This is a genomic window from Pseudomonas sp. JBR1, from assembly GCF_028198185.1.
Taxonomy (GTDB): Bacteria; Pseudomonadota; Gammaproteobacteria; order Pseudomonadales; family Pseudomonadaceae; genus Chryseomonas; species Chryseomonas oryzihabitans_E.
Window position 1 is genome coordinate 1,835,969 of record NZ_CP116340.1, and the last position, 18,104, is coordinate 1,854,072.

Below are 18,104 nucleotides of genomic sequence, written 5' to 3' on the forward strand. Positions count from 1 at the left end.
GGGTTGTCCAGCCTATCGGCTGGAAGGATGGAAAACTTGAATCAGGCGACCTGGCTACTGGGCGCCCCTTCGAGCAGATGCCGTAGCAGCGCCCGGTAAGCGATGACACCGCGGCTGTTGAGTTCATAGCGCGACGGCACCTGCCCGGAGCGACTGGCATCGCGCAGCCGGGTATCGATGGGAATGAAGGCCTGCCACAACTGCGCGGGATAGGTATTGCGCAATACCTTCAACGTCCCGATGGAGGCCTGGGTACGGCGATCGAACAGGGTCGGCACTATGGTGTAGGGCAGCGCCTGCTTGCGCGAGCGGTTGATCATGGTCAGGGTGTTGACCATGCGCTCCAACCCCTTGAGTGCCAGGAATTCGGTCTGGGTGGGAATCACCAGATGCTGACTGGCCGCCAGAGCATTGACCATCAACACCCCAAGCAGCGGTGGGCTGTCGATCAGCACGTGATCGAAGTCGTTCCACAGTTGCGCCAGGCTCTTGGAAATCACCAGGCCCAATCCGCTCTGCCCAGGCGACTGGCGTTCCAAGGTAGCCAGGGCGGTACTGGACGGCAGCATCGACAACTGCGGATGGCTGGTCGGCAGCAGCAGACGCTTCGGCAGGCCTTCCGGGACCTGACCACCGTGTTGGAACAGGTCGAACACGCTGTGCTCGAGACTGTCCGGATCCTGACCGAAATAGCTGGTCAGGGAACCATGGGGATCCAGGTCCACCAGCAAGACGCGCTTGCCTTCATCGCCTAGCAACCCGGCGAGGGCAACGGTGGTGGTGGTCTTGCCCACCCCACCCTTCTGATTGGCGACAGCCCAGACTCTCATGTGCAGACTTCCTCCCGACGACATGACCGACCGGGTCAAGGGGCCGGCACAGAGGCCGGCGACGAAGATTTGACAGGCGCCCCCTTGGGCGTCAGCTCTCCAGGCGATGCTGCAGATTGTGTGCCAGTCGACGAATTTTGCAAGGTGCTCTGTGGCCGGAACAAGTCTAGATTGCGCGAGATCAGCAGAACCACCCGCCGATTGCGGGCTCGGTTGACGTCATTGGTGTTGTCGACCACCGGCTGATAGGCGCCATAGCCGACCACAGCCAAGCGCTGCGGGGCGATGCCATTGCCGATCAGCAGCCGCACGATACTGGCGGCCCGGGCCGCTGATAGCTCCCAGTTGGTGGGATACAGCGCCGTGCTGATGGGACGGTCGTCCGTGTAGCCCTGTACCTGGATCGGATTTTTGAACGGCGCCAGAATCTTGGCCACTTTTTCCATGAGGCCAAAGGCGGGATTGCTCGGCAGAGAGTCACCGCTGGCAAAGAGCAGGTTGGAGCTGAGCTCGATTTCCAGCCACATCTCACTGGCCTTGATGTTCAGTTGGTCGCCGGCAATGAGATCGCCGAAGGTGGATCGCACGCTGTCGGCGATCTGCTGCAGCGGATCGCTAGGCGTGCCCTTGGCGCTCTGGGCGGCGCTGGTGTCCATTACCGCAGGCGTCGTTCCCGCCGGACGCTGATCGCCGAGGATGATAGGTTTGAGCGACCGCTCTGGCTGGCTGAAGATGCCTGACAGGCTGTCCGAGAGCACCTTGTACTTGCTCTCGTTCAACGAGGAAATGGAATACATGACCACGAAGAAGGCGAACAACAGGGTGATGAAATCCGCGTAGGAGACCAGCCAGCGTTCGTGGTTCTCGTGCTCTTCGGGACGGCGGCGGCGAGGCATGCGGCGCTCTCCTAGTCCAGGAAACCTTGCAGCTTCATTTCGATGGACCGCGGATTCTCGCCTTCGCCGATGGACATCAGCCCTTCCAGCAGCATTTCCCGGTAGCGGGACTGCTGCTGGGCCAACGCCTTGAGCTTGTTGCCGATGGGCAATAGCAGCAGGTTGGCAAAGGCGACGCCATAGATGGTGGCGACGAAGGCCACCGCGATGCCGCTACCCAGCTGTGAGGGATCGGCGAGATTCTGCATGACGTGGATCAGGCCCATCACCGCACCGATGATGCCGACCGTGGGCGCATAGCCGCCCATGGCTTCATAGACCTTGGCGGCGGCGATGTCACGATCTTCCTGGCCGTAGAGGTCCACTTCCAGAATGCTGCGCAGGGTCTCGGGCTCAGTGCCGTCCACCAGCAGCTGCAGCCCCTTGGCGGCATAGGGATCGGCCTCGCGGGCGACCAGGGGCTCGAGACCCAACAGGCCTTCCTTGCGCGCCACGTTGCTCCAGTTGACCACCTTGCGAATGCCACCGGTGAGGTCCAGCGTTGGCGGCACGAACACCCACCCCAGCATGGTCAGGGCGCGGCGCAGCACCGGTAGCCGGGTCTGCAACAGCACGGCACCGAGGGTCCCACCCACCACGATGAGCGCCGCCGGGCCATTGGCCAGGGCGGCGAAGGAGCCGCCCTCCAGCAGATTGCCGCCCATGATGGCGGTGAAGGCCAGCAGGATGCCGATAAGGCTGAGGACGTCCACGCTCAATGCCCTTCTGGCGAATGAACGCCTGCCGTCACGAACAGGCCTCGGCCAGGTGCCTGCCGATGTCTTCCAGGCCGTAGATGGCGTCGGCCAGGTTGGCCTTGGCGATGGCCATCGGCATCCCATAGATGACGCAACTGGCTTCGTCCTGGGCCCACACCTGGCTACCGACCTGCTTGAGCATCCGCGCGCCTTCGCGACCGTCGGCGCCCATGCCGGTCAGGACCACCGCCAGCACCTTGTCGGCGTAGGCCTTGGCGGCGGAGCCAAAGGTCACGTCGACACAAGGCTTGTAGTTGAGGCGTTCATCACCGGGCAGGATCTTCACCATGCCGCGGCCGTCCACCATCATCTGCTTGCCCCCAGGCGCCAGCAGCGCCAACCCCGGACGCAGCTGATCGCCGTCCTCGGCTTCCTTGACGCTGATACGGCAGAGCTTGTCCAGACGCTCGGCGAAGGCCTTGGTGAAGGCGGCGGGCATGTGCTGGATCAGCACCAGCGGCGCCGGGAAATTGGCTGGCAGTTGGGTCAGCACGCGCTGCAGGGCCACTGGGCCGCCGGTGGACGTACCGATGGCCACCAGGCGGTAGTGCTTGCGCTTGGGCGGCGGTGACGCCGGGGTACTGGGCGCGTGGCCAGCCTGGGTCGCACTGGGCGCCGCCGGCCGGGTTACCGGCCGGGCACTTGCCGATGCAGCCGCCGGACTCGCGGACGCTGCCGGCGCGACACTGGGCGCCACCGCGAAGCGGCGATTGGAACGGGCGATATGGTGGATCTTCTCGCACAGCAGCTTCTGCACACTCGCCGGATTGCGCGAGATGTCCTCGAAATTCTTCGGCAAGTAGTCGACCGCGCCAGCATCCAGGGCATCCAGGGTGACCCGGGCGCCTTCATGGGTGAGCGAGGAGAACATCAGTACCGGAGTCGGGCACTTCTGCATGATATGGCGGACGGCAGTGATGCCGTCCATCATCGGCATCTCGTAATCCATGGTGATGACATCGGGCCGCAGTGCCAGGGCCTGATCGACCCCCTCACGCCCGTTGCTGGCCGTGCCCACCACCGAGATGTTGGGGTCGGCCGCCAGGATTTCCTTGAGCCGACGCCGGAAGAAGCCGGAATCGTCTACCACCAGTACTTTTACCGGCATACCTTGAAACTCCTAACCTGGGGCGGCTCAGGCCACCCGATGGCGCCGGGCACAGGACCCGACGCCGCTCGTACCTGGCCGACTCAGAGCCCGCGACGGGCGTAGCGCTTGAGCATGCTGGGTACATCGAGGATGAGCGCGATGCGGCCGTCGCCAGTGATGGTCGCCCCCGACATGCCGGGCGTGCCCTGCAGCATCTTGCCGAGTGGCTTGATGACCACCTCTTCCTGGCCCACCAGCTGATCGACCACGAAGCCGATACGCTGGGTGCCGACCGAGAGGATCACCACGTGCCCCTCGCCCTGCTCCACGTGGGCTGCACCAGGTACCAGCCAACGCTTGAGGTAGAAGAGCGGCAGTGCCTTGTCGCGCACCACCACCACTTCCTGGCCATCCACCACGTTGGTGCGGGACAGGTCGAGGTGGAAGATCTCGTTGACGTTGACCAGCGGGAAGGCGAAGGCCTGGTTGCCCAGCATCACCATCAGCGTCGGCATGATCGCCAGGGTCAGGGGCACCTTGATGACGATCTTGGAGCCCTGGCCCTTGGTCGAGAAGACGTTGAGGGTACCGTTGAGCTGGCTGATCTTGGTCTTGACCACGTCCATGCCCACGCCGCGGCCGGAGATGTCGGAGATCTCGGCCTTGGTGGAGAAACCCGGGGCAAAGATCAGGTTGAAGCACTCGGTCTCGGTCAGGCGATCGGCCGCGTCGCGGTCGAGCAGGCCCTTTTCCACCGCCTTGTTACGCAGCAGATCCGCGTCCATGCCCTTGCCGTCGTCGGAAATCGACAGCAGGATATGGTCGCCTTCCTGCTCGGCGGAAAGCACCACGCGTCCGGCGCGGGACTTGCCGTTGCCTTCACGCTCGGCCGGCCCCTCGATGCCATGGTCGACCGCATTGCGCACCAAGTGCACCAGCGGATCGGCCAGGGCCTCGACCAGGTTCTTGTCCAGGTCGGTTTCTTCACCGACCAGCTCCAGGTTGATCTCTTTCTTCAGGCTGCGCGCCAGATCGCGGACCAGGCGCGGGAAGCGGCCGAAGACTTTCTTGATCGGCTGCATTCGGGTCTTCATGACCGAGGTCTGCAGATCCGCGGTGACCACGTCGAGGTTGGACACGGCCTTGGCCATGGCCTCGTCGCCGCTGTTCAGGCCCAGGCGTACCAGGCGGTTACGCACCAGCACCAGTTCGCCGACCATGTTCATGATCTCGTCCAGCCGCGCGGTATCGACCCGCACGGTGGTCTCCGCCTCGCTGGTGGGACGCTCGCCTGCCGCGGCAGGTGCCGCCGGCTTGGGCGCAGCGACCTCGACGGCCGATTTCGGTGCCGGTGCTGGGGCCGGGGCCGGGGCCGGGGCCGGGGCCGGGGCCGGGGCCGGGGCCGGAACAGGCTGAGGCGCGGCGACCGGTGTCGGCGCAGCGGCAACCGGTGCAGCTACGGGCTCGGCGGGGCCACTGAACTTGCCCTTGCCATGGAGCTCATCGAGCAGGGATTCGAACTCGTCATCGGTGATCTCATCACCACTCGCCGCCGCCGGAGCAGCCGTGACGGGTGCCGATGCGGCCGGCGCAGGAGCCTCGTTCGCGACGAACTTGCCCTTGCCGTGCAGCTCGTCGAGCAGGGCTTCGAATTCGTCATCGGTGATCTCGTCGCCACCCGTGGCGGCTGGCGCAGGTGCCGTGGCAGCCACCGGAGCCGCCGCTGGCGCCTCGTTGAACTTGCCTTTGCCATGCAGCTGATCGAGCAAGGCCTCGAATTCGTCGTCGGTGATGTCCTCGCCACCGGCGGCACTGGCGGTTTCCGCAGTGGCCCCCTGGTCGGCACCCGGCTCGCTGCCCAGGGCATCGAGCAGGTTCTGGAAATCGGCATCGCTCAGTTCCGGCTCGGCAGCCGCCGCGGCGGTCGGAGCGGGCTCTGCGGCAGCGACCGGGGCAGCAGCCACGGGCGCAACCGGAACCGGCGCCGGCTCACTGCCGGCGGGTTCGGCCAGGCGGGCCAGGGCCGCCAGTAATTCAGGCGAGGCCGGGGTCGGCTCTTCGCGTTCACGGACCTGACCGAACATTTCGTTGACGGAATCCAGTGCCTGCAGCACTACATCCATCAGCTCGGCATCCACGCGGCGTTCGCCTTTGCGCAGGATGTCGAACACGTTTTCCGCGATATGGCAGCACTCGACCAGGGTATGGAGCTGCAGGAAACCGGCACCGCCCTTTACGGTATGGAAGCCACGAAAAATGGCATTCAGCAGATCCATGTCATCCGGGCGGCTTTCCAGCTCGACCAATTGTTCGGACAACTGTTCGAGAATCTCGCCGGCCTCTACCAGGAAATCCTGGAGGATTTCTTCATCGGCGTCGAAGCTCATTCCTGCACTCCCCAAGAGGGTCTGGGTCAAAAGCCCAGACTGGATAGAAGATCGTCGACGTCGACCTGAGCGGCCACGACGTCTTCACGCTTATCGGCATGAATCTGCGGACCTTCACCCTTCATCGTCTTTTCTTTTCGATTCTGTTCGATCAGCGCGGTGTGATCGTGACTGAAGCCGGTATAGCGATCGACCTGACTGGCCATCATCACCAGCTTGACGAGGTCTTTCTCGATCTGCCCGACGAGATTGACGACCCGCTTGATCACCTGACCGGTGAGATCCTGATAGTCCTGCGCGAGGAGAATGTCGTTGAGCTTGGCCGACAGCTGTTCGGCACTGCTCTCGCTGTGGCTGAGGAAGGCGTCGACGCGCTTGGCCAGTTCGCGGAATTCGTCCGCGCCCATTTCCCGGCGCATGAATTTCTTCCAGTCGGCATGCACGGCACGGGCCTCGTCGCCGAAGTTGCCTACCAGCGGCGCGCTCTCCTCCACCAGATCCATGGTCCGGTTGGCGGCGTTCTCGGTCATCTTCACCACGTAGGAGAGACGATCGGTGGCATCGCTGATCTGGGAGACCTCTTCGCCGGCCATGCCGCGCGGATCGATCTCGAAGTTGACGATGGCATTGTGCAGCTCGCGGGTCAGCTTGCCGACTTCCTGGTAAAGACCCCGGTCACGCAGTTGATTGAGCTCATTGATAACATGCACGGCCTGGGTGAAATCGCCGCTTTCCAGGCATTTCACCAGCTCTTGGGCGTGCTGTTTTAGATTCGACTCGAAGTCGCTGAAGCTGTTGGTGCCAAGCTGATCCATAACGTCCCCGCGGCTTTCTTCAGCCGTTCACCCGCTCGAAGATCTTGTCGATCTTTTCTTTCAGCACCTGGGCGGTGAAAGGCTTGACCACATAGCCATTCACGCCGGCCTGAGCGGCTTCGATGATCTGCTCACGCTTGGCCTCGGCGGTCACCATCAGCACCGGCAGGGTCTTCAGGCGCGCGTCGGCGCGGACCTGGCGCAGCAGATCGATGCCGGTCATGCCAGGCATGTTCCAGTCGGTGACGAGAAAATCGAAGTTGCCGCTCTGCAGCATCGGCAGTGCGGTATTACCGTCGTCTGCTTCGGCGGTATTGGTGAATCCCAGATCGCGCAGCAAATTCTTGATGATGCGTCTCATCGTGGAAAAATCGTCCACGATGAGGATTTTCATGTTCTTGTCCAAGTCGACCTCCGTCCTAATCCGCACACACGCCACAAGGCGCGTCTAAGCAATCGTAGTAGCCTGAGTACCAGCCGGTTAACGCGAACGCCATTCCGCCAGCCGCGCCCGCAGGCGTGCCGCGCATTGACTGTGAAGTTGGCAGACACGTGACTCGCTCACACCCAGCACCTCGCCGATTTCCTTGAGGTTGAGTTCCTCGTCGTAATACAGCGAGAGCACCAGACGTTCACGCTCCGGAAGATTGGCGATGGCCTCGGCCAGGGCCTTGCGGAAGCGCTCGTCTTCCAGACCGCGACCGGGCTCGAGTTCATGCGAACCGCTCTCCTCAAGCCCATGCTCACCACCCTCCATGAGGTCGTCGAAGCTGAACAGGCGACTCCCCATGGTGTCGCCAAGGATGCCGTAGTACTCATCCAGACTCAATTTAAGTTCGGCCGCGACTTCGGAATCTTTAGCGTCACGACCAGTGCGCGCTTCCACTGCCCGAATGGCGTCGGTGACCATGCGCGTGTTGCGGTGCACCGAGCGCGGCGCCCAGTCGCCCTTGCGGACCTCATCGAGCATGGCACCGCGGATGCGGATGCCAGCGTAGGTCTCGAAGCTGGCGCCCTTGCCAGCGTCGTATTTGCGCGAGGCCTCCAGCAGACCGATCATGCCGGCCTGCATCAGGTCTTCGACCTGTACGCTCGCCGGCAGGCGCGCCAGGAGATGGTAGGCGATGCGTTTCACCAACGGCGCGTAGCGGTTGATGAGCTGCTCCTGCTGGGTACGTTCCGAGGTTTTGCTGTACATGCGAAGCCCGCTGGATGCTGTCATGCGTGGGTACCGATGGCTGGTTGCACAAGGCGCTCGACAAAGAACTCGAGATGGCCGCGCGGATTGGCGGGCAGCGGCCAGCCATCGACTTTCTGAGCCACCGCACGAAAGGCCAGTGAGGCCTTGGCACGCGGAAAGGCTTCGTACACGGGGCGCTGTTTCTGTACCGCTTTGCGCACCGCTTCATCGAACGGAATGGCGCCCACGTATTGCAAGGCGACATCCAGGAATCTGTCGGTCACCTTGGTCAGCTTAGCAAAGAGATTGCGGCCTTCCTGGGGTGTCAGCGCCATATTCGCCAACACCCGGAAACGGGTGACGCCATGGTCGCGATTGAGCAGCTTGATCAGGGCGTAGGCATCGGTGATGGAGGTGGGCTCGTCGCACACCACGACCAGGACTTCCTGGGCGGCGCGGACGAAGCTGACCACCTGGTCGCCGATGCCGGCAGCGGTATCGACGATGAGCACGTCGAGGTTCTCGCTGATGTCGCTGAAGGCCTGGATCAGACCGGCATGCTGGGCCGGCGTCAGATTGACCATCGCCTGGGTGCCCGAGGCTGCCGGGACGATGCGGATGCCGCCCGGCCCGTGCAGCAGCACGTCGCGCAGCTCACACTCGCCGGAAATGACGTCGGCCAGGGTGCGCTTAGGCGACAGCCCGAGCAGAACGTCGATGTTGGCAAGGCCCAGGTCGGCGTCGAGCAGCATGACGCGCCGCCCGATATCGGCCAGGGCCAAGGCCAGGTTGACCGACACATTGGTCTTGCCGACACCGCCTTTACCGCCCGTGACCGCTATGACTTGGACGGGATGCATGCTACCCATTGCCTGATACCTTTGATTGAAATCCGTCACACTTTAGACCAAGTGCATTTGGCGTGCCCAGGCATGCGATGCACCACTACCGTTCGTCGGCGCTAACCGGCGCGGCGGGCATTGCTCTGATACAGGCCGGCGAACATGCCGGCCATGGTTTCTTCGCTCGGCTCTTCGGACGCCTGCAGGCTCACGGCGCGGCTCACCAGCTGGTGGCTGCGAGCCTGATGCAGATCGTCCGGGATGCGCGGACCGTCGGCGATGTAGGCCACCGGCAGGCGCTGGCTGATGGCCAGGCCCAGGGCTTCGCCGAGGCTGGCGGCCTCGTCCAGCTTGGTCAGCACGCAGCCGCTCAGGCCGCAGCGCCGATAGCTGTGATAGGCCGCCTTGAGCACCTGGCTCTGGCTGGTGACACCCAGCACCAGGTAATTGCGAATCTTCAGCTGGCGGTTCGCCAGGGCTTCGAGCTGCGCCTTGAGCGCCGGATCGTTGGCGGGCATGCCCGCGGTATCAATCAGCACCAGACGCTTGCGTGCCAGGGGCGCCAGGGCCTGCGCCAGGGACTGGCCCGGATCGACCAGGGTCACTGGTACGTCGAGGATGCGGCCCAGGGTCTTGATCTGCTCCTGGGCACCGATGCGGAAGCTGTCCATGCTGACCAGCGCCAGACTCTGGGGACCGTACTTGAGCACGTAGTTGGCGGCGAGCTTGGCCAGGGTGGTGGTCTTGCCCATGCCGGCCGGACCGACGAAGGCGACGATGCCGCCCTCCTCCAAAATCTTGGCGTCAGTGGTCTTGGCCAGCTGGGCGAAGTTGGCCAGCAGCATGCGCCAGGCATGGCGCGGGTCCTGGATCTTGGCCACGCTGTCGAGCAGGTGGCGGGCCAGGTCGGCCGGCAGCCCCATGCGTTGCAGGCGGCGCCAGAGGCCGGCCTGCTCCGGACGGGTGGACTGCACCTGAGTCCAGGCCATGGAGCCCAGCTGGACTTCCAGCAGTTCACGCAGGCCACTGAGTTCGCTGCGCATAGCTTCCAGGGCGCGGCGGTCTTCCGGCGCGGCGCTGGCGGCAGCTGCCGCAGCAGCCGGTTGGGGGGCACGCGGCGGGGCGATCACCGGCTCGCGACGACTGTCGGCGGCACTGATGGCGCCGAGCAGCTGCTTGTCCTTGGGCGCGGCCGAGGGCACGCCCGGCGCGCGGATGCTGAGGTCGGCATGGGCCTGGGCGATCTTCGCATGGGTCTTGCGCAACTCCGCCTGCAGCTCCGCGTTGGGCGCAGCCGGTGCCGGAGCCTGGTAGTCCAGCGCCGCGGTCAGCTCGACCCCGCCGGCGACCCGGCGGTTGCTGAGGATGGCGGCATCCGGGCCCAGCTCGTCGCGTACCAGCTTCATGGCTTGACGCATATCGGCAGCGAAGAAACGTTTGACTTGCATGATCTAGACCTCAGCCATTCTGGCCAACGGTAGCGACGATGGTGACCTGCTTGTTGTCCGGAATTTCCTGGTAGGCCAGTACACTCATGTTCGGCGCTGCCATCCGGGCGAAGCGGGACATCATCCCGCGGATCGCACCAGCTACCAGCAGCACCACTGGCTTACCCATCATTTCCTGACGCTGCGCTGCCTCGATAAGGGAACGCTGCAGTTTTTCAGCCATGCCAGGCTCAAGGAACATACCGTCCTCGGCGCCCTGACCGGCCTTCTGCATACTACTTAGCAACATCTGTTCCAACCTTGGCTCAAGGGTGATAACAGGCAGCTCAGGCTCCATTCCTACGATGTTCTGGACGATTGCGCGGGACAACGCGACCCGTACGGCACCGGCGATGGCGGCGGGATCTTGACTCCGCGGACCGACGTTGGCGATGGCTTCGGCGATGGTGCGGATGTCGCGGACGGGTACCTGCTCCTGCAGCAGCTGCTGGAGGATCTTGAGCAGGGTCGACAGGGAGACGATGCCGGGCACCAGTTCTTCGGCCAGCTTGGGCGAACTCTTGGCCAGCACCTGCAGCAATTGCTGGACTTCTTCGTGACCAATCAGCTCGTGGGCATGCTTGAAGAGGATCTGGTTGAGGTGGGTGGCGACCACGGTACTGGCGTCCACCACGGTGTAACCCAGGGATTGGGCCTGGTCACGCTGGGTGACGTCGATCCATACCGCTTCCAGACCGAATGCCGGATCCTTGGCGGCGACGCCATTGAGGGAGCCATAGACCTGACCGGGGTTGATCGCCAGTTCGCGGTCGGGATAGATCTCGGCCTCGGCCACACTCACCCCCATCAACGTCAGACGATAGGCATTGGGCAGCAGGTCTAGGTTGTCGCGAATATGAACTGACGGCATAAGAAAGCCGAGGTCCTGGGACAGCTTCTTGCGCACGCCCTTGATCCGTGCCAGCAGTTGACCACCCTGGTTGCGATCGACCATGGGGATCAGCCGGTAGCCGACTTCTAGACCCACCATGTCCACCGGGGTCACGTCGTCCCAACCCAGCTCCTTGGCCTCGGCCGGGCGCTGCACCGGGGCCAGGTCCTGCTGCTTCTTGGCTTCGACTTCGGCGGTCTGCTTGGCCTGGCGCTGACGCTTGTAGATCAGCCAGGCACCGGCGGCGGCACCACCGCCCAGACCAAGGAACGGCAGGTGCGGCATGCCCGGCACCAGGCCCATGGCGATGATGATGAAGGCCGATACCGCCAGCGCCTTGGGCGAGGCAAACATCTGACGATTGACTTGCTGACCCATGTCCTCGGCGGAAGAGACGCGGGTCACCATGATGGCCGCGGCGACCGACAGCAGCAGCGACGGGACCTGGGCCACCAGGCCGTCACCGATGGTCAGCAGGGCGTAGATGCGGGCAGCGTCGCCGAACGACAGACTGTGCTGGGCCATGCCGATGGCCATGCCGCCGATGAGGTTGATGAAGAGGATCAGCAAGCCGGCGACGGCGTCACCGCGCACGAACTTGCTGGCACCGTCCATGGAGCCGTAGAAATCGGCTTCCTGGCCCACTTCGGTCCGGCGCTTCTTGGCTTCGTTCTGGTCGATGATGCCGGCGTTGAGGTCGGCGTCGATCGCCATCTGCTTGCCGGGCATGGCATCCAGGGTGAAGCGCGCCGACACCTCGGAGATACGGCCGGCACCCTTGGTCACCACCACGAAGTTGATGATCATGAGGATGGCGAACACCACCGCACCGACCACGTAGTTGCCGCCGACCACCACCTCACCGAAGGCCTGGATGACCTTGCCCGCGGCGTCGTGGCCATCCTGGCCGTGCAGCAATACCACGCGGCTCGAGGCCACGTTCAGCGCCAGGCGCAACAGGGTCGACACCAGCAGGATGGTCGGGAAGACGGCGAAGTCCAGCGGCCGCAAGGCGTAGACGCTGACCAGCAGGACCACGATCGACAGGGCGATGTTGAAGGTGAACAGCACGTCCAGCAGGAACGGCGGCATCGGCAGGGTCATCATGGCGAGCATCGCCAGGACGGCCAGCGGCACGCCCAGGTTGCCGCGAGCCAGACCGCGCATGTTGCCCATCATCAGGGATTTATCGACTTTCACACCCATTCCTCGCTTGCCGGTGCCGTCGTCACGGAAAGTTGACGCAGCGCACTGTTCGCAGAGGCCTGAGCAAGCTCCGGGCCAACTGCCCAACAGCTTGAATCCGCAAGGTTTTCCGGAGGCGATACAGGACTGGTTACGGATCGGTGGAGCGGCGGGCTGAACCCCAGGTGAAAGACGCGAGTCTGTCTAGGGACCTGCGCTAGCGCGCCTATCCGAGGAGCATCATGATGAAAATCTGGACCGCGACGCTGTTGGCCACCTGCCTGGCCGGCACTGCCCAGGCGGCTGAATCCCTGACGATTCCCGTGAACAAGGTCACGACCGACGGTGTGGGTGAAAGCGTCGGCAGCGTGCAGGTGACCCGCTCGAAATATGGCCTGGTCTTCACCCCCGACCTCAAGGGCCTGGAGCCAGGGATCCATGGTTTCCACGTCCATACCAAGCCCAACTGCGGCCCGGCCGAGGTGAATGGCACCCTGACCGCTGGCGGAGCCGCGGGTGGTCATCTTGATCCGCGCAACACCGGCAAGCACAGCGCGCCCTGGTCGGACGATGGCCACCTGGGCGAACTGCCGGCGCTCTATGTGACCGCCGACGGCCAGGCCACTCAGCCGGTACTGGCGCCACGCATCAAGCGTCTCGAAGAGATCAAGGGCCATGCCCTGATGGTACATGCCGGAGGCGACAACTACTCCGATCAGCCCAAGCCCCTGGGCGGTGGCGGCGCCCGCGTCGCCTGCGGCGTCATCAAGTAGGCGCCTTCCCCTCCTCGTCCCGCCGCAGATCCGGCGGGATGGGCAGGTCTGACAGCTTGGGCTTGCGGCCACGTCCGGCGCGGAATTGCCTGAGCTGATAGACATAGGCCAGGACCTGAGCCACGGCCACATAGAGCCCGGCCGGAATCTCCTGATCCACATCGGTTGAGTAATACACCGCCCGCGCCAGGCCGGGTGACTCCAGCAGCGAGACCTGGTGTTCCTGGGCGATCTCGCGAATCTTCAGCGCGGTGAAATCGCTGCCCTTGGCCACCAGCACCGGCGCCCCGCCCTTGGCCGCATCGTACTTGAGGGCCACGGCGAAGTGGGTCGGGTTGGTAATGACTACATCGGCATTGGGCACCTCGGCCATCATCCGCTGCTGCGCCATCTGCCGCTGCATCTGGCGAATCTTGCCCTTGACCTCCGGCTTGCCCTCGCTGTCCTTGTATTCGTCCTTGATCTCCTGCTTGGTCATCATCAGTTTCTTGCGATTGCTGAAGATCTGGAAGGGCACGTCCACGGCCGCGATGATCAACAATCCCAGCGCCAGCAGCAGCGTGGCATGCCCCACCACCTGCATGCTGTGCAGCAGCGCCTGCTCCAGCGGCAGCTTGGCGATCTGCAGCAACGCCGTGCGCTCGCTCATCAGCACCAGCACCGACACGCCGAGGATGATGAAGAACTTGCCCAGCGCCTTGAGCAGCTCCACCAGGGAGTTCTTGGAGAACATGCGTGTGATGCCGGACAGCGGATTCATCCGACTCGGCTTGGGCGCCAGCACCTTGCCGGAAAACAGGAAGCCGCCCAGGGCGATATGGCCGACGATGGCGGCGATCACCACCAAGACAATCATTGGCACCATCCCCAGCATCGCCGCCTTGCCCGAGGCCAGCAAGAAGGTGCCCATGAAGCGTTCGTCCATGACCTCTTCGCGTCGCAACGAGAAGTTGCTGCGCATCACCTCCAGCAGCTTGCCACCGAGGAAGGCGCCGTACATCAGCAGGCCGCCAACACCCGACAGCATGACTGCCACCGTACCGAGTTCGCGTGATCGCGGGAGCTGCCCCTCCTCCCGAGAATCACGCTTGCGTTTCTCGGTGGGGTCTTCTGTGCGGTCTTCGCCATCGGATTCAGCCATGCGGCATACCTCCTAGCGTTCGCGGGCGAGTTCGCGCAGCCATTGCAGCGCCTCGCTGGCGAGACTTTCGTAGTGGGACAGGATATCGGCGGTGCCGAGCCAGACGATCACCATGCCCAGCACCACGATCAGCGGCATGCCGACGGAAAAGATGTTCAGCTGCGGCGCGGCGCGGGTCATGATGCCGAAGGCGATGTTGACCACCAGCAGCGCGGTGATGGCCGGCAGGACCAACAGGATGCCGGCACCCAGTACCCAGCCCAGCCGGCCCGCGATCTGCCAGAAATGCTCGACGCTCAGGGTATCCCCTACCGGCAGGGTGACGAAGCTCTCGGCAAGGATCTCGAACACCACCAGATGACCGTTCATGGCCAGGAACAGCAGCGTCACCAGCATGGTGAAGAACTGCCCCATGACCGGTGCCGAGGCGCCGTTGACCGGATCGATCATGGACGCGAAGCTCAGACCCGCCTGGGTCGAGATGATCTGCCCGGCCACCACGAAGACATGGAAGAACAGCTGCAGGCTGAAGCCCATCACCGCGCCGATGAGGATCTGCTCGACGATCAGCGGCAAGGCCTGGACGCTGATGGCATCCACCTGTGGCATCGGGGGCAAGGTGGGTACCAGCACCAGGCTCAACGCCAGGGCCAGGTACATCCGCACCCGCACCGGGACCAGGGTAGTACCGATGATCGGCATGGTCATGAGCAGCGCGGCGATGCGAAACAGCGGAAACAAAAAGCTGCCGACCCAGCCGCCGATCTGGGCGTCGCTGAGCGCGAGCATGGGCTAGCCGATCAGCCGCGGAATATTGGCGACCGAGGTCTGGATGAACTCCATCAACTGCCTGACCATCCAGGGTCCCAACACGATCAGCGTCAACAAGGTGACGATCAGGCGCGGCAGGAAGCTCAGGGTCTGTTCGTTGATCTGGGTCGCCGCCTGGAACACCGCCACGATCAGGCCAACGATGAGGCTGGGTACCACGAGCACGGCCACCAGCAGCGCAGTAAGCCAGAGGCCCTGGCGGAACAGGTCGACGGCGACTTCAGGGGTCATTTCGCTTCTCCACGCAAAGGGGCACCGCTAGACGGTACCGAAACTGCTCGCCAGGGTGCCCATGATCAGCGCCCAGCCATCCACCAGCACGAACAGCATCAGCTTGAACGGCAGCGAGATGATCATGGGTGACAGCATCATCATGCCCATGGCCATCAGTACGCTGGCGATCACCAGGTCGATGACCAGGAAGGGAATGAAGATCATGAAGCCTATCTGGAAGGCGGTCTTGAGTTCGGAGGTGACGAAGGCCGGCACCAGGATCGACAGCGGTGCCTGATCGGGGCTGGCGATGTCGGTGCGCTTGGACAGGCGCATGAACAGGTCCAGGTCCGATTGCCGGGTCTGACCCAGCATGAAGTCCTTCATCGGCACCTGTGCCCGATCGATGGCATCCTGGGCGCTGAGCTGCTCCTTCAGGTAAGGCTGTACGGCGGTAGTGTTGATGCGGTCGAACACCGGCGCCATGATGAACAGCGAGAGAAACAGCGCCATGCCCACCAGCACCTGGTTGGAGGGCGTGGTCTGCAGCCCCAGCGCCTGGCGCAGGATGGCGAAGACGATGACGATGCGGGTAAAGCTGGTCATCAGCATGACGAACGCCGGGATGAAGCTCAGCGCCGTCATGATCAGCAGGATCTGCAGGCTGACCGAATACTCCTGCTGCCCCTGACCGTTGGTACTCAAGGTGATGGCGGGTATCGACAACGGGTTGGCCTGCCCGGCCTGCTGTGCCAGCGCCAGGGGCGCGAACAGCAGCACGGCCAGTCCCAGCAGCCAGCCCAGGGTACGCCCCAGGCCGGCCGGTAGACGCAAAGGGGTCATGGTTTCGCCTTGGGATCGCGGCTGATGAGTTCCAGCAGGCGCTGGGCGAATTCTGGCGGCGGCGCCTCCGTCTCGCCCAGGCGAACCGGTTCGCGCAGGCTGTGCAACGGCGTGATGCGCCCTCCGGCGACGCCGATCAGCAGCTGCTCCTGACCGACCTGTACCAGCACCAGCCGCTCGCGCGGTCCGAGGTGCTGGGTCGAGATCACCTTGATCGCCTGCTGGCCGCGCGGGCCCTGTTGCTGCACGCGACGCACCAGCCAGGCCAGGCCGAGGATCAGGCCGATCACCAGCAGCAGGCCCAACAGCAACTGGCCGAGCTGAGCCCCCACGTTCAGCCCGGGACTGGTGGCTTCGGCGGCACGCGCGGTCAGGGGAAGCAGACCCAGCGGCAGGAGCAGACTCTTCATGGATCACCGCAGCTTCTTGATACGTTCCGTGGGACTGATGACGTCGGTCAGGCGGATCCCGAACTTCTCGTTCACCACCACCACTTCACCATGGGCGATCAGCGTACCATTCACCAGCACGTCCAGTGGCTCGCCAGCCAGACGGTCGAGCTCGATGACCGAGCCCTGGTTGAGTTGCAGCAGGTTGCGGATGGAGATGTCGGTGTGGCCGACCTCCATGGAGATGGTCACGGGGATGTCCAGGATCACATCCAGGTTGGGACCTTCCATACCGCTCACCGCCAGACCTCCACTGCTTTGTCCGAATTCTTCGACCGGTGCCTTGGGCGGCTTGGGCGGTTCTACCTGGGTACCCTGGGCCATCAGGGCATCGATATCGTCCTGACTGGCATCGCCGGCTTCGGCCAGGGCCGCGGCCCATTCGTCCGCCAGGGCTTGTTCTTCGGGGTTCTCTTCCATCGTCTAGGTCTCGTGCTACGCCGGGCCGCGGCCCGGACGGGAAAACATTGCCGCTCAGCGGCCGCGGCTGACCGGTTCGAGAATCTGTAGGGCCAAATTGCCCTTGCGCGCGCCCATCTTGACCTTGAAGGTGGGCATGCCGTTGGCTCTCATGAGCATCTCTTCCGGCATCTCCACCGGAATCACGTCGCCAGGCTGCATGTTGAGGATATCGCGGAGTTTGAGTTGCCGCCGGACAACCGTCGCTTCCAGGGGAACCCGGACATCGAGCAGATCCTCGCGCAGGGCCTTGACCCAGCGTTCGTCCTGGTCGTCCACGTCCGACTGGAAACCGGCGTCGAGCATTTCGCGAATCGGCTCGATCATCGAATAAGGCATGGTCACGTGCAGCTCACCGCCACCGCCATCCAGTTCGATGTTGAAGGTGCTCACCACCACCACTTCGCTGGGGCTGACGATGTTGGCCAGCGCCGGGTTGACCTCGGAATTCATGTACTCGAACTGGCAGTCGAGCATGGCGCCCCAGGCTTCCTTGAGGTCGATGAAGCACTGGTCGAGCACCATGCGCACCACCCGCAATTCGGTGGGGGTGAATTCGCGACCTTCGATCTTGGCGTGACGGCCGTCACCGCCAAAGAAGTTGTCTACCAGCTTGAACACCAGCCGGGCGTCGAGGATGAACAGCGCGGTTCCGCGCAATGGCTTCATCTTGACCATGTTGAGGCTGGTGGGCACATACAGCGAGTGGATGTATTCGCCGAACTTGGTGACCTGCACCCCGCCCACGGACACATCCGCCGAGCGCCGCAAAAGGTTGAACATGCTGACCCGGGTATAGCGGGCGAAACGCTCGTTGATCATCTCCAGGGTCGGCATCCGCCCACGGACGATACGATCCTGACTGGTAAGGTCGTAGCCCTTGATGGTGCCCGGCTCGGCATCGGTCTCGGTCTCGACGATGCCATCGTCGACCCCGTGCAGCAGGGCATCGATTTCATCCTGGGAGAGCAGATCTTGCACGGCCATGGTGTTA

At 63.7% G+C, this 18,104-nt stretch carries 19 protein-coding genes; 1 reads left to right on the plus strand and 18 read right to left on the minus strand.

Going from position 1 to position 18,104, the window contains the following annotated elements; all coding sequences use genetic code 11:
• Positions 1-41: 41 nt before the first annotated feature.
• The 11 genes from PJ259_RS08515 to flhA form a co-directional block, all read right to left on the minus strand.
• Positions 42-830, minus strand: coding sequence for a ParA family protein (locus PJ259_RS08515; protein WP_059315534.1), 789 nt, complete (start codon positions 828-830; stop codon positions 42-44).
• A gap of 35 nt (positions 831-865) precedes the next feature.
• The gene (gene motD / locus PJ259_RS08520) at positions 866-1,726 is read right to left on the minus strand and encodes a flagellar motor protein MotD (protein ID WP_271655463.1); all 861 of its coding nucleotides are present in this window, start codon (positions 1,724-1,726) and stop codon (positions 866-868) included.
• A gap of 11 nt (positions 1,727-1,737) precedes the next feature.
• Positions 1,738-2,478 carry a flagellar motor protein gene (locus PJ259_RS08525; RefSeq protein WP_059316913.1) on the minus strand — a complete coding sequence of 247 codons (741 nt, stop codon included), beginning with the start codon at positions 2,476-2,478 and terminating at the stop codon, positions 1,738-1,740.
• Positions 2,479-2,512: 34 nt separating this feature from the next.
• Complete coding sequence (locus PJ259_RS08530) at positions 2,513-3,631, minus strand: protein-glutamate methylesterase/protein-glutamine glutaminase (protein WP_271655464.1); 1,119 nt, start codon at positions 3,629-3,631, stop codon at positions 2,513-2,515.
• 83 nt (positions 3,632-3,714) lie between these two features.
• Positions 3,715-6,000 carry a chemotaxis protein CheA gene (locus PJ259_RS08535; RefSeq protein ID WP_271655465.1) on the minus strand — a complete coding sequence of 762 codons (2,286 nt, stop codon included), beginning with the start codon at positions 5,998-6,000 and terminating at the stop codon, positions 3,715-3,717.
• 26 nt (positions 6,001-6,026) lie between these two features.
• Positions 6,027-6,815 carry a protein phosphatase CheZ gene (locus PJ259_RS08540; RefSeq protein ID WP_059315538.1) on the minus strand — a complete coding sequence of 263 codons (789 nt, stop codon included), beginning with the start codon at positions 6,813-6,815 and terminating at the stop codon, positions 6,027-6,029.
• A gap of 19 nt (positions 6,816-6,834) precedes the next feature.
• Positions 6,835-7,209, minus strand: a complete 375-nt coding sequence (locus PJ259_RS08545) for a chemotaxis response regulator CheY (RefSeq protein WP_169853335.1) — start codon at positions 7,207-7,209, stop codon at positions 6,835-6,837.
• A gap of 87 nt (positions 7,210-7,296) precedes the next feature.
• Entirely contained in the window at positions 7,297-8,037 is a 741-nt protein-coding gene (fliA, locus tag PJ259_RS08550; RefSeq protein WP_156428962.1) for an RNA polymerase sigma factor FliA, read from the minus strand.
• Complete coding sequence (gene fleN / locus PJ259_RS08555) at positions 8,034-8,864, minus strand: flagellar synthesis regulator FleN (protein ID WP_059315540.1); 831 nt, start codon at positions 8,862-8,864, stop codon at positions 8,034-8,036. The genes fliA and fleN overlap by 4 nt, the downstream gene beginning before the upstream one ends.
• A gap of 92 nt (positions 8,865-8,956) precedes the next feature.
• On the minus strand, positions 8,957-10,285 hold the full coding sequence (flhF, locus tag PJ259_RS08560) for a flagellar biosynthesis protein FlhF (RefSeq protein WP_271655466.1): 1,329 nt from the start codon (positions 10,283-10,285) through the stop codon (positions 8,957-8,959).
• 10 nt (positions 10,286-10,295) lie between these two features.
• The gene (flhA, locus tag PJ259_RS08565; protein ID WP_237140617.1) at positions 10,296-12,395 is read right to left on the minus strand and encodes a flagellar biosynthesis protein FlhA; all 2,100 of its coding nucleotides are present in this window, start codon (positions 12,393-12,395) and stop codon (positions 10,296-10,298) included.
• A gap of 251 nt (positions 12,396-12,646) precedes the next feature.
• Between flhA and sodC the strand changes: the two genes are divergently transcribed.
• Positions 12,647-13,174, plus strand: coding sequence for a superoxide dismutase family protein (sodC, locus tag PJ259_RS08570; protein ID WP_059315543.1), 528 nt, complete (start codon positions 12,647-12,649; stop codon positions 13,172-13,174).
• On the opposite strand, the gene flhB is transcribed toward sodC, so the two are convergent.
• From flhB to fliM, 7 genes are read right to left on the minus strand one after another with little or no spacing between them, the layout of a single operon-like run.
• Complete coding sequence (gene flhB, locus PJ259_RS08575) at positions 13,167-14,315, minus strand: flagellar biosynthesis protein FlhB (RefSeq protein WP_059315544.1); 1,149 nt, start codon at positions 14,313-14,315, stop codon at positions 13,167-13,169. The two genes, sodC and flhB, sit on opposite strands and share 8 nt — an antisense overlap.
• A gap of 12 nt (positions 14,316-14,327) precedes the next feature.
• Positions 14,328-15,104: a flagellar biosynthetic protein FliR gene (gene fliR, locus PJ259_RS08580; protein ID WP_059315545.1), complete on the minus strand. Its 777-nt coding sequence runs from the start codon at positions 15,102-15,104 to the stop codon at positions 14,328-14,330.
• A gap of 3 nt (positions 15,105-15,107) precedes the next feature.
• Positions 15,108-15,377, minus strand: coding sequence for a flagellar biosynthesis protein FliQ (fliQ, locus tag PJ259_RS08585; RefSeq protein ID WP_027597972.1), 270 nt, complete (start codon positions 15,375-15,377; stop codon positions 15,108-15,110).
• Positions 15,378-15,404: 27 nt separating this feature from the next.
• Positions 15,405-16,202 carry a flagellar type III secretion system pore protein FliP gene (gene fliP / locus PJ259_RS08590; RefSeq protein ID WP_156428963.1) on the minus strand — a complete coding sequence of 266 codons (798 nt, stop codon included), beginning with the start codon at positions 16,200-16,202 and terminating at the stop codon, positions 15,405-15,407.
• On the minus strand, positions 16,199-16,612 hold the full coding sequence (gene fliO / locus PJ259_RS08595; RefSeq protein ID WP_271655467.1) for a flagellar biosynthetic protein FliO: 414 nt from the start codon (positions 16,610-16,612) through the stop codon (positions 16,199-16,201). Before fliO ends, fliP begins: the two co-directional genes overlap by 4 nt.
• Before the next feature lie 3 nt (positions 16,613-16,615).
• A complete protein-coding gene (fliN, locus tag PJ259_RS08600; RefSeq protein WP_059315547.1) occupies positions 16,616-17,071 on the minus strand; it encodes a flagellar motor switch protein FliN in 456 nt (151 codons plus the stop codon).
• A 54-nt stretch (positions 17,072-17,125) separates the two neighbouring features.
• Positions 17,126-18,097 carry a flagellar motor switch protein FliM gene (gene fliM / locus PJ259_RS08605; protein WP_007160377.1) on the minus strand — a complete coding sequence of 324 codons (972 nt, stop codon included), beginning with the start codon at positions 18,095-18,097 and terminating at the stop codon, positions 17,126-17,128.
• Positions 18,098-18,104: the final 7 nt, after the last annotated feature.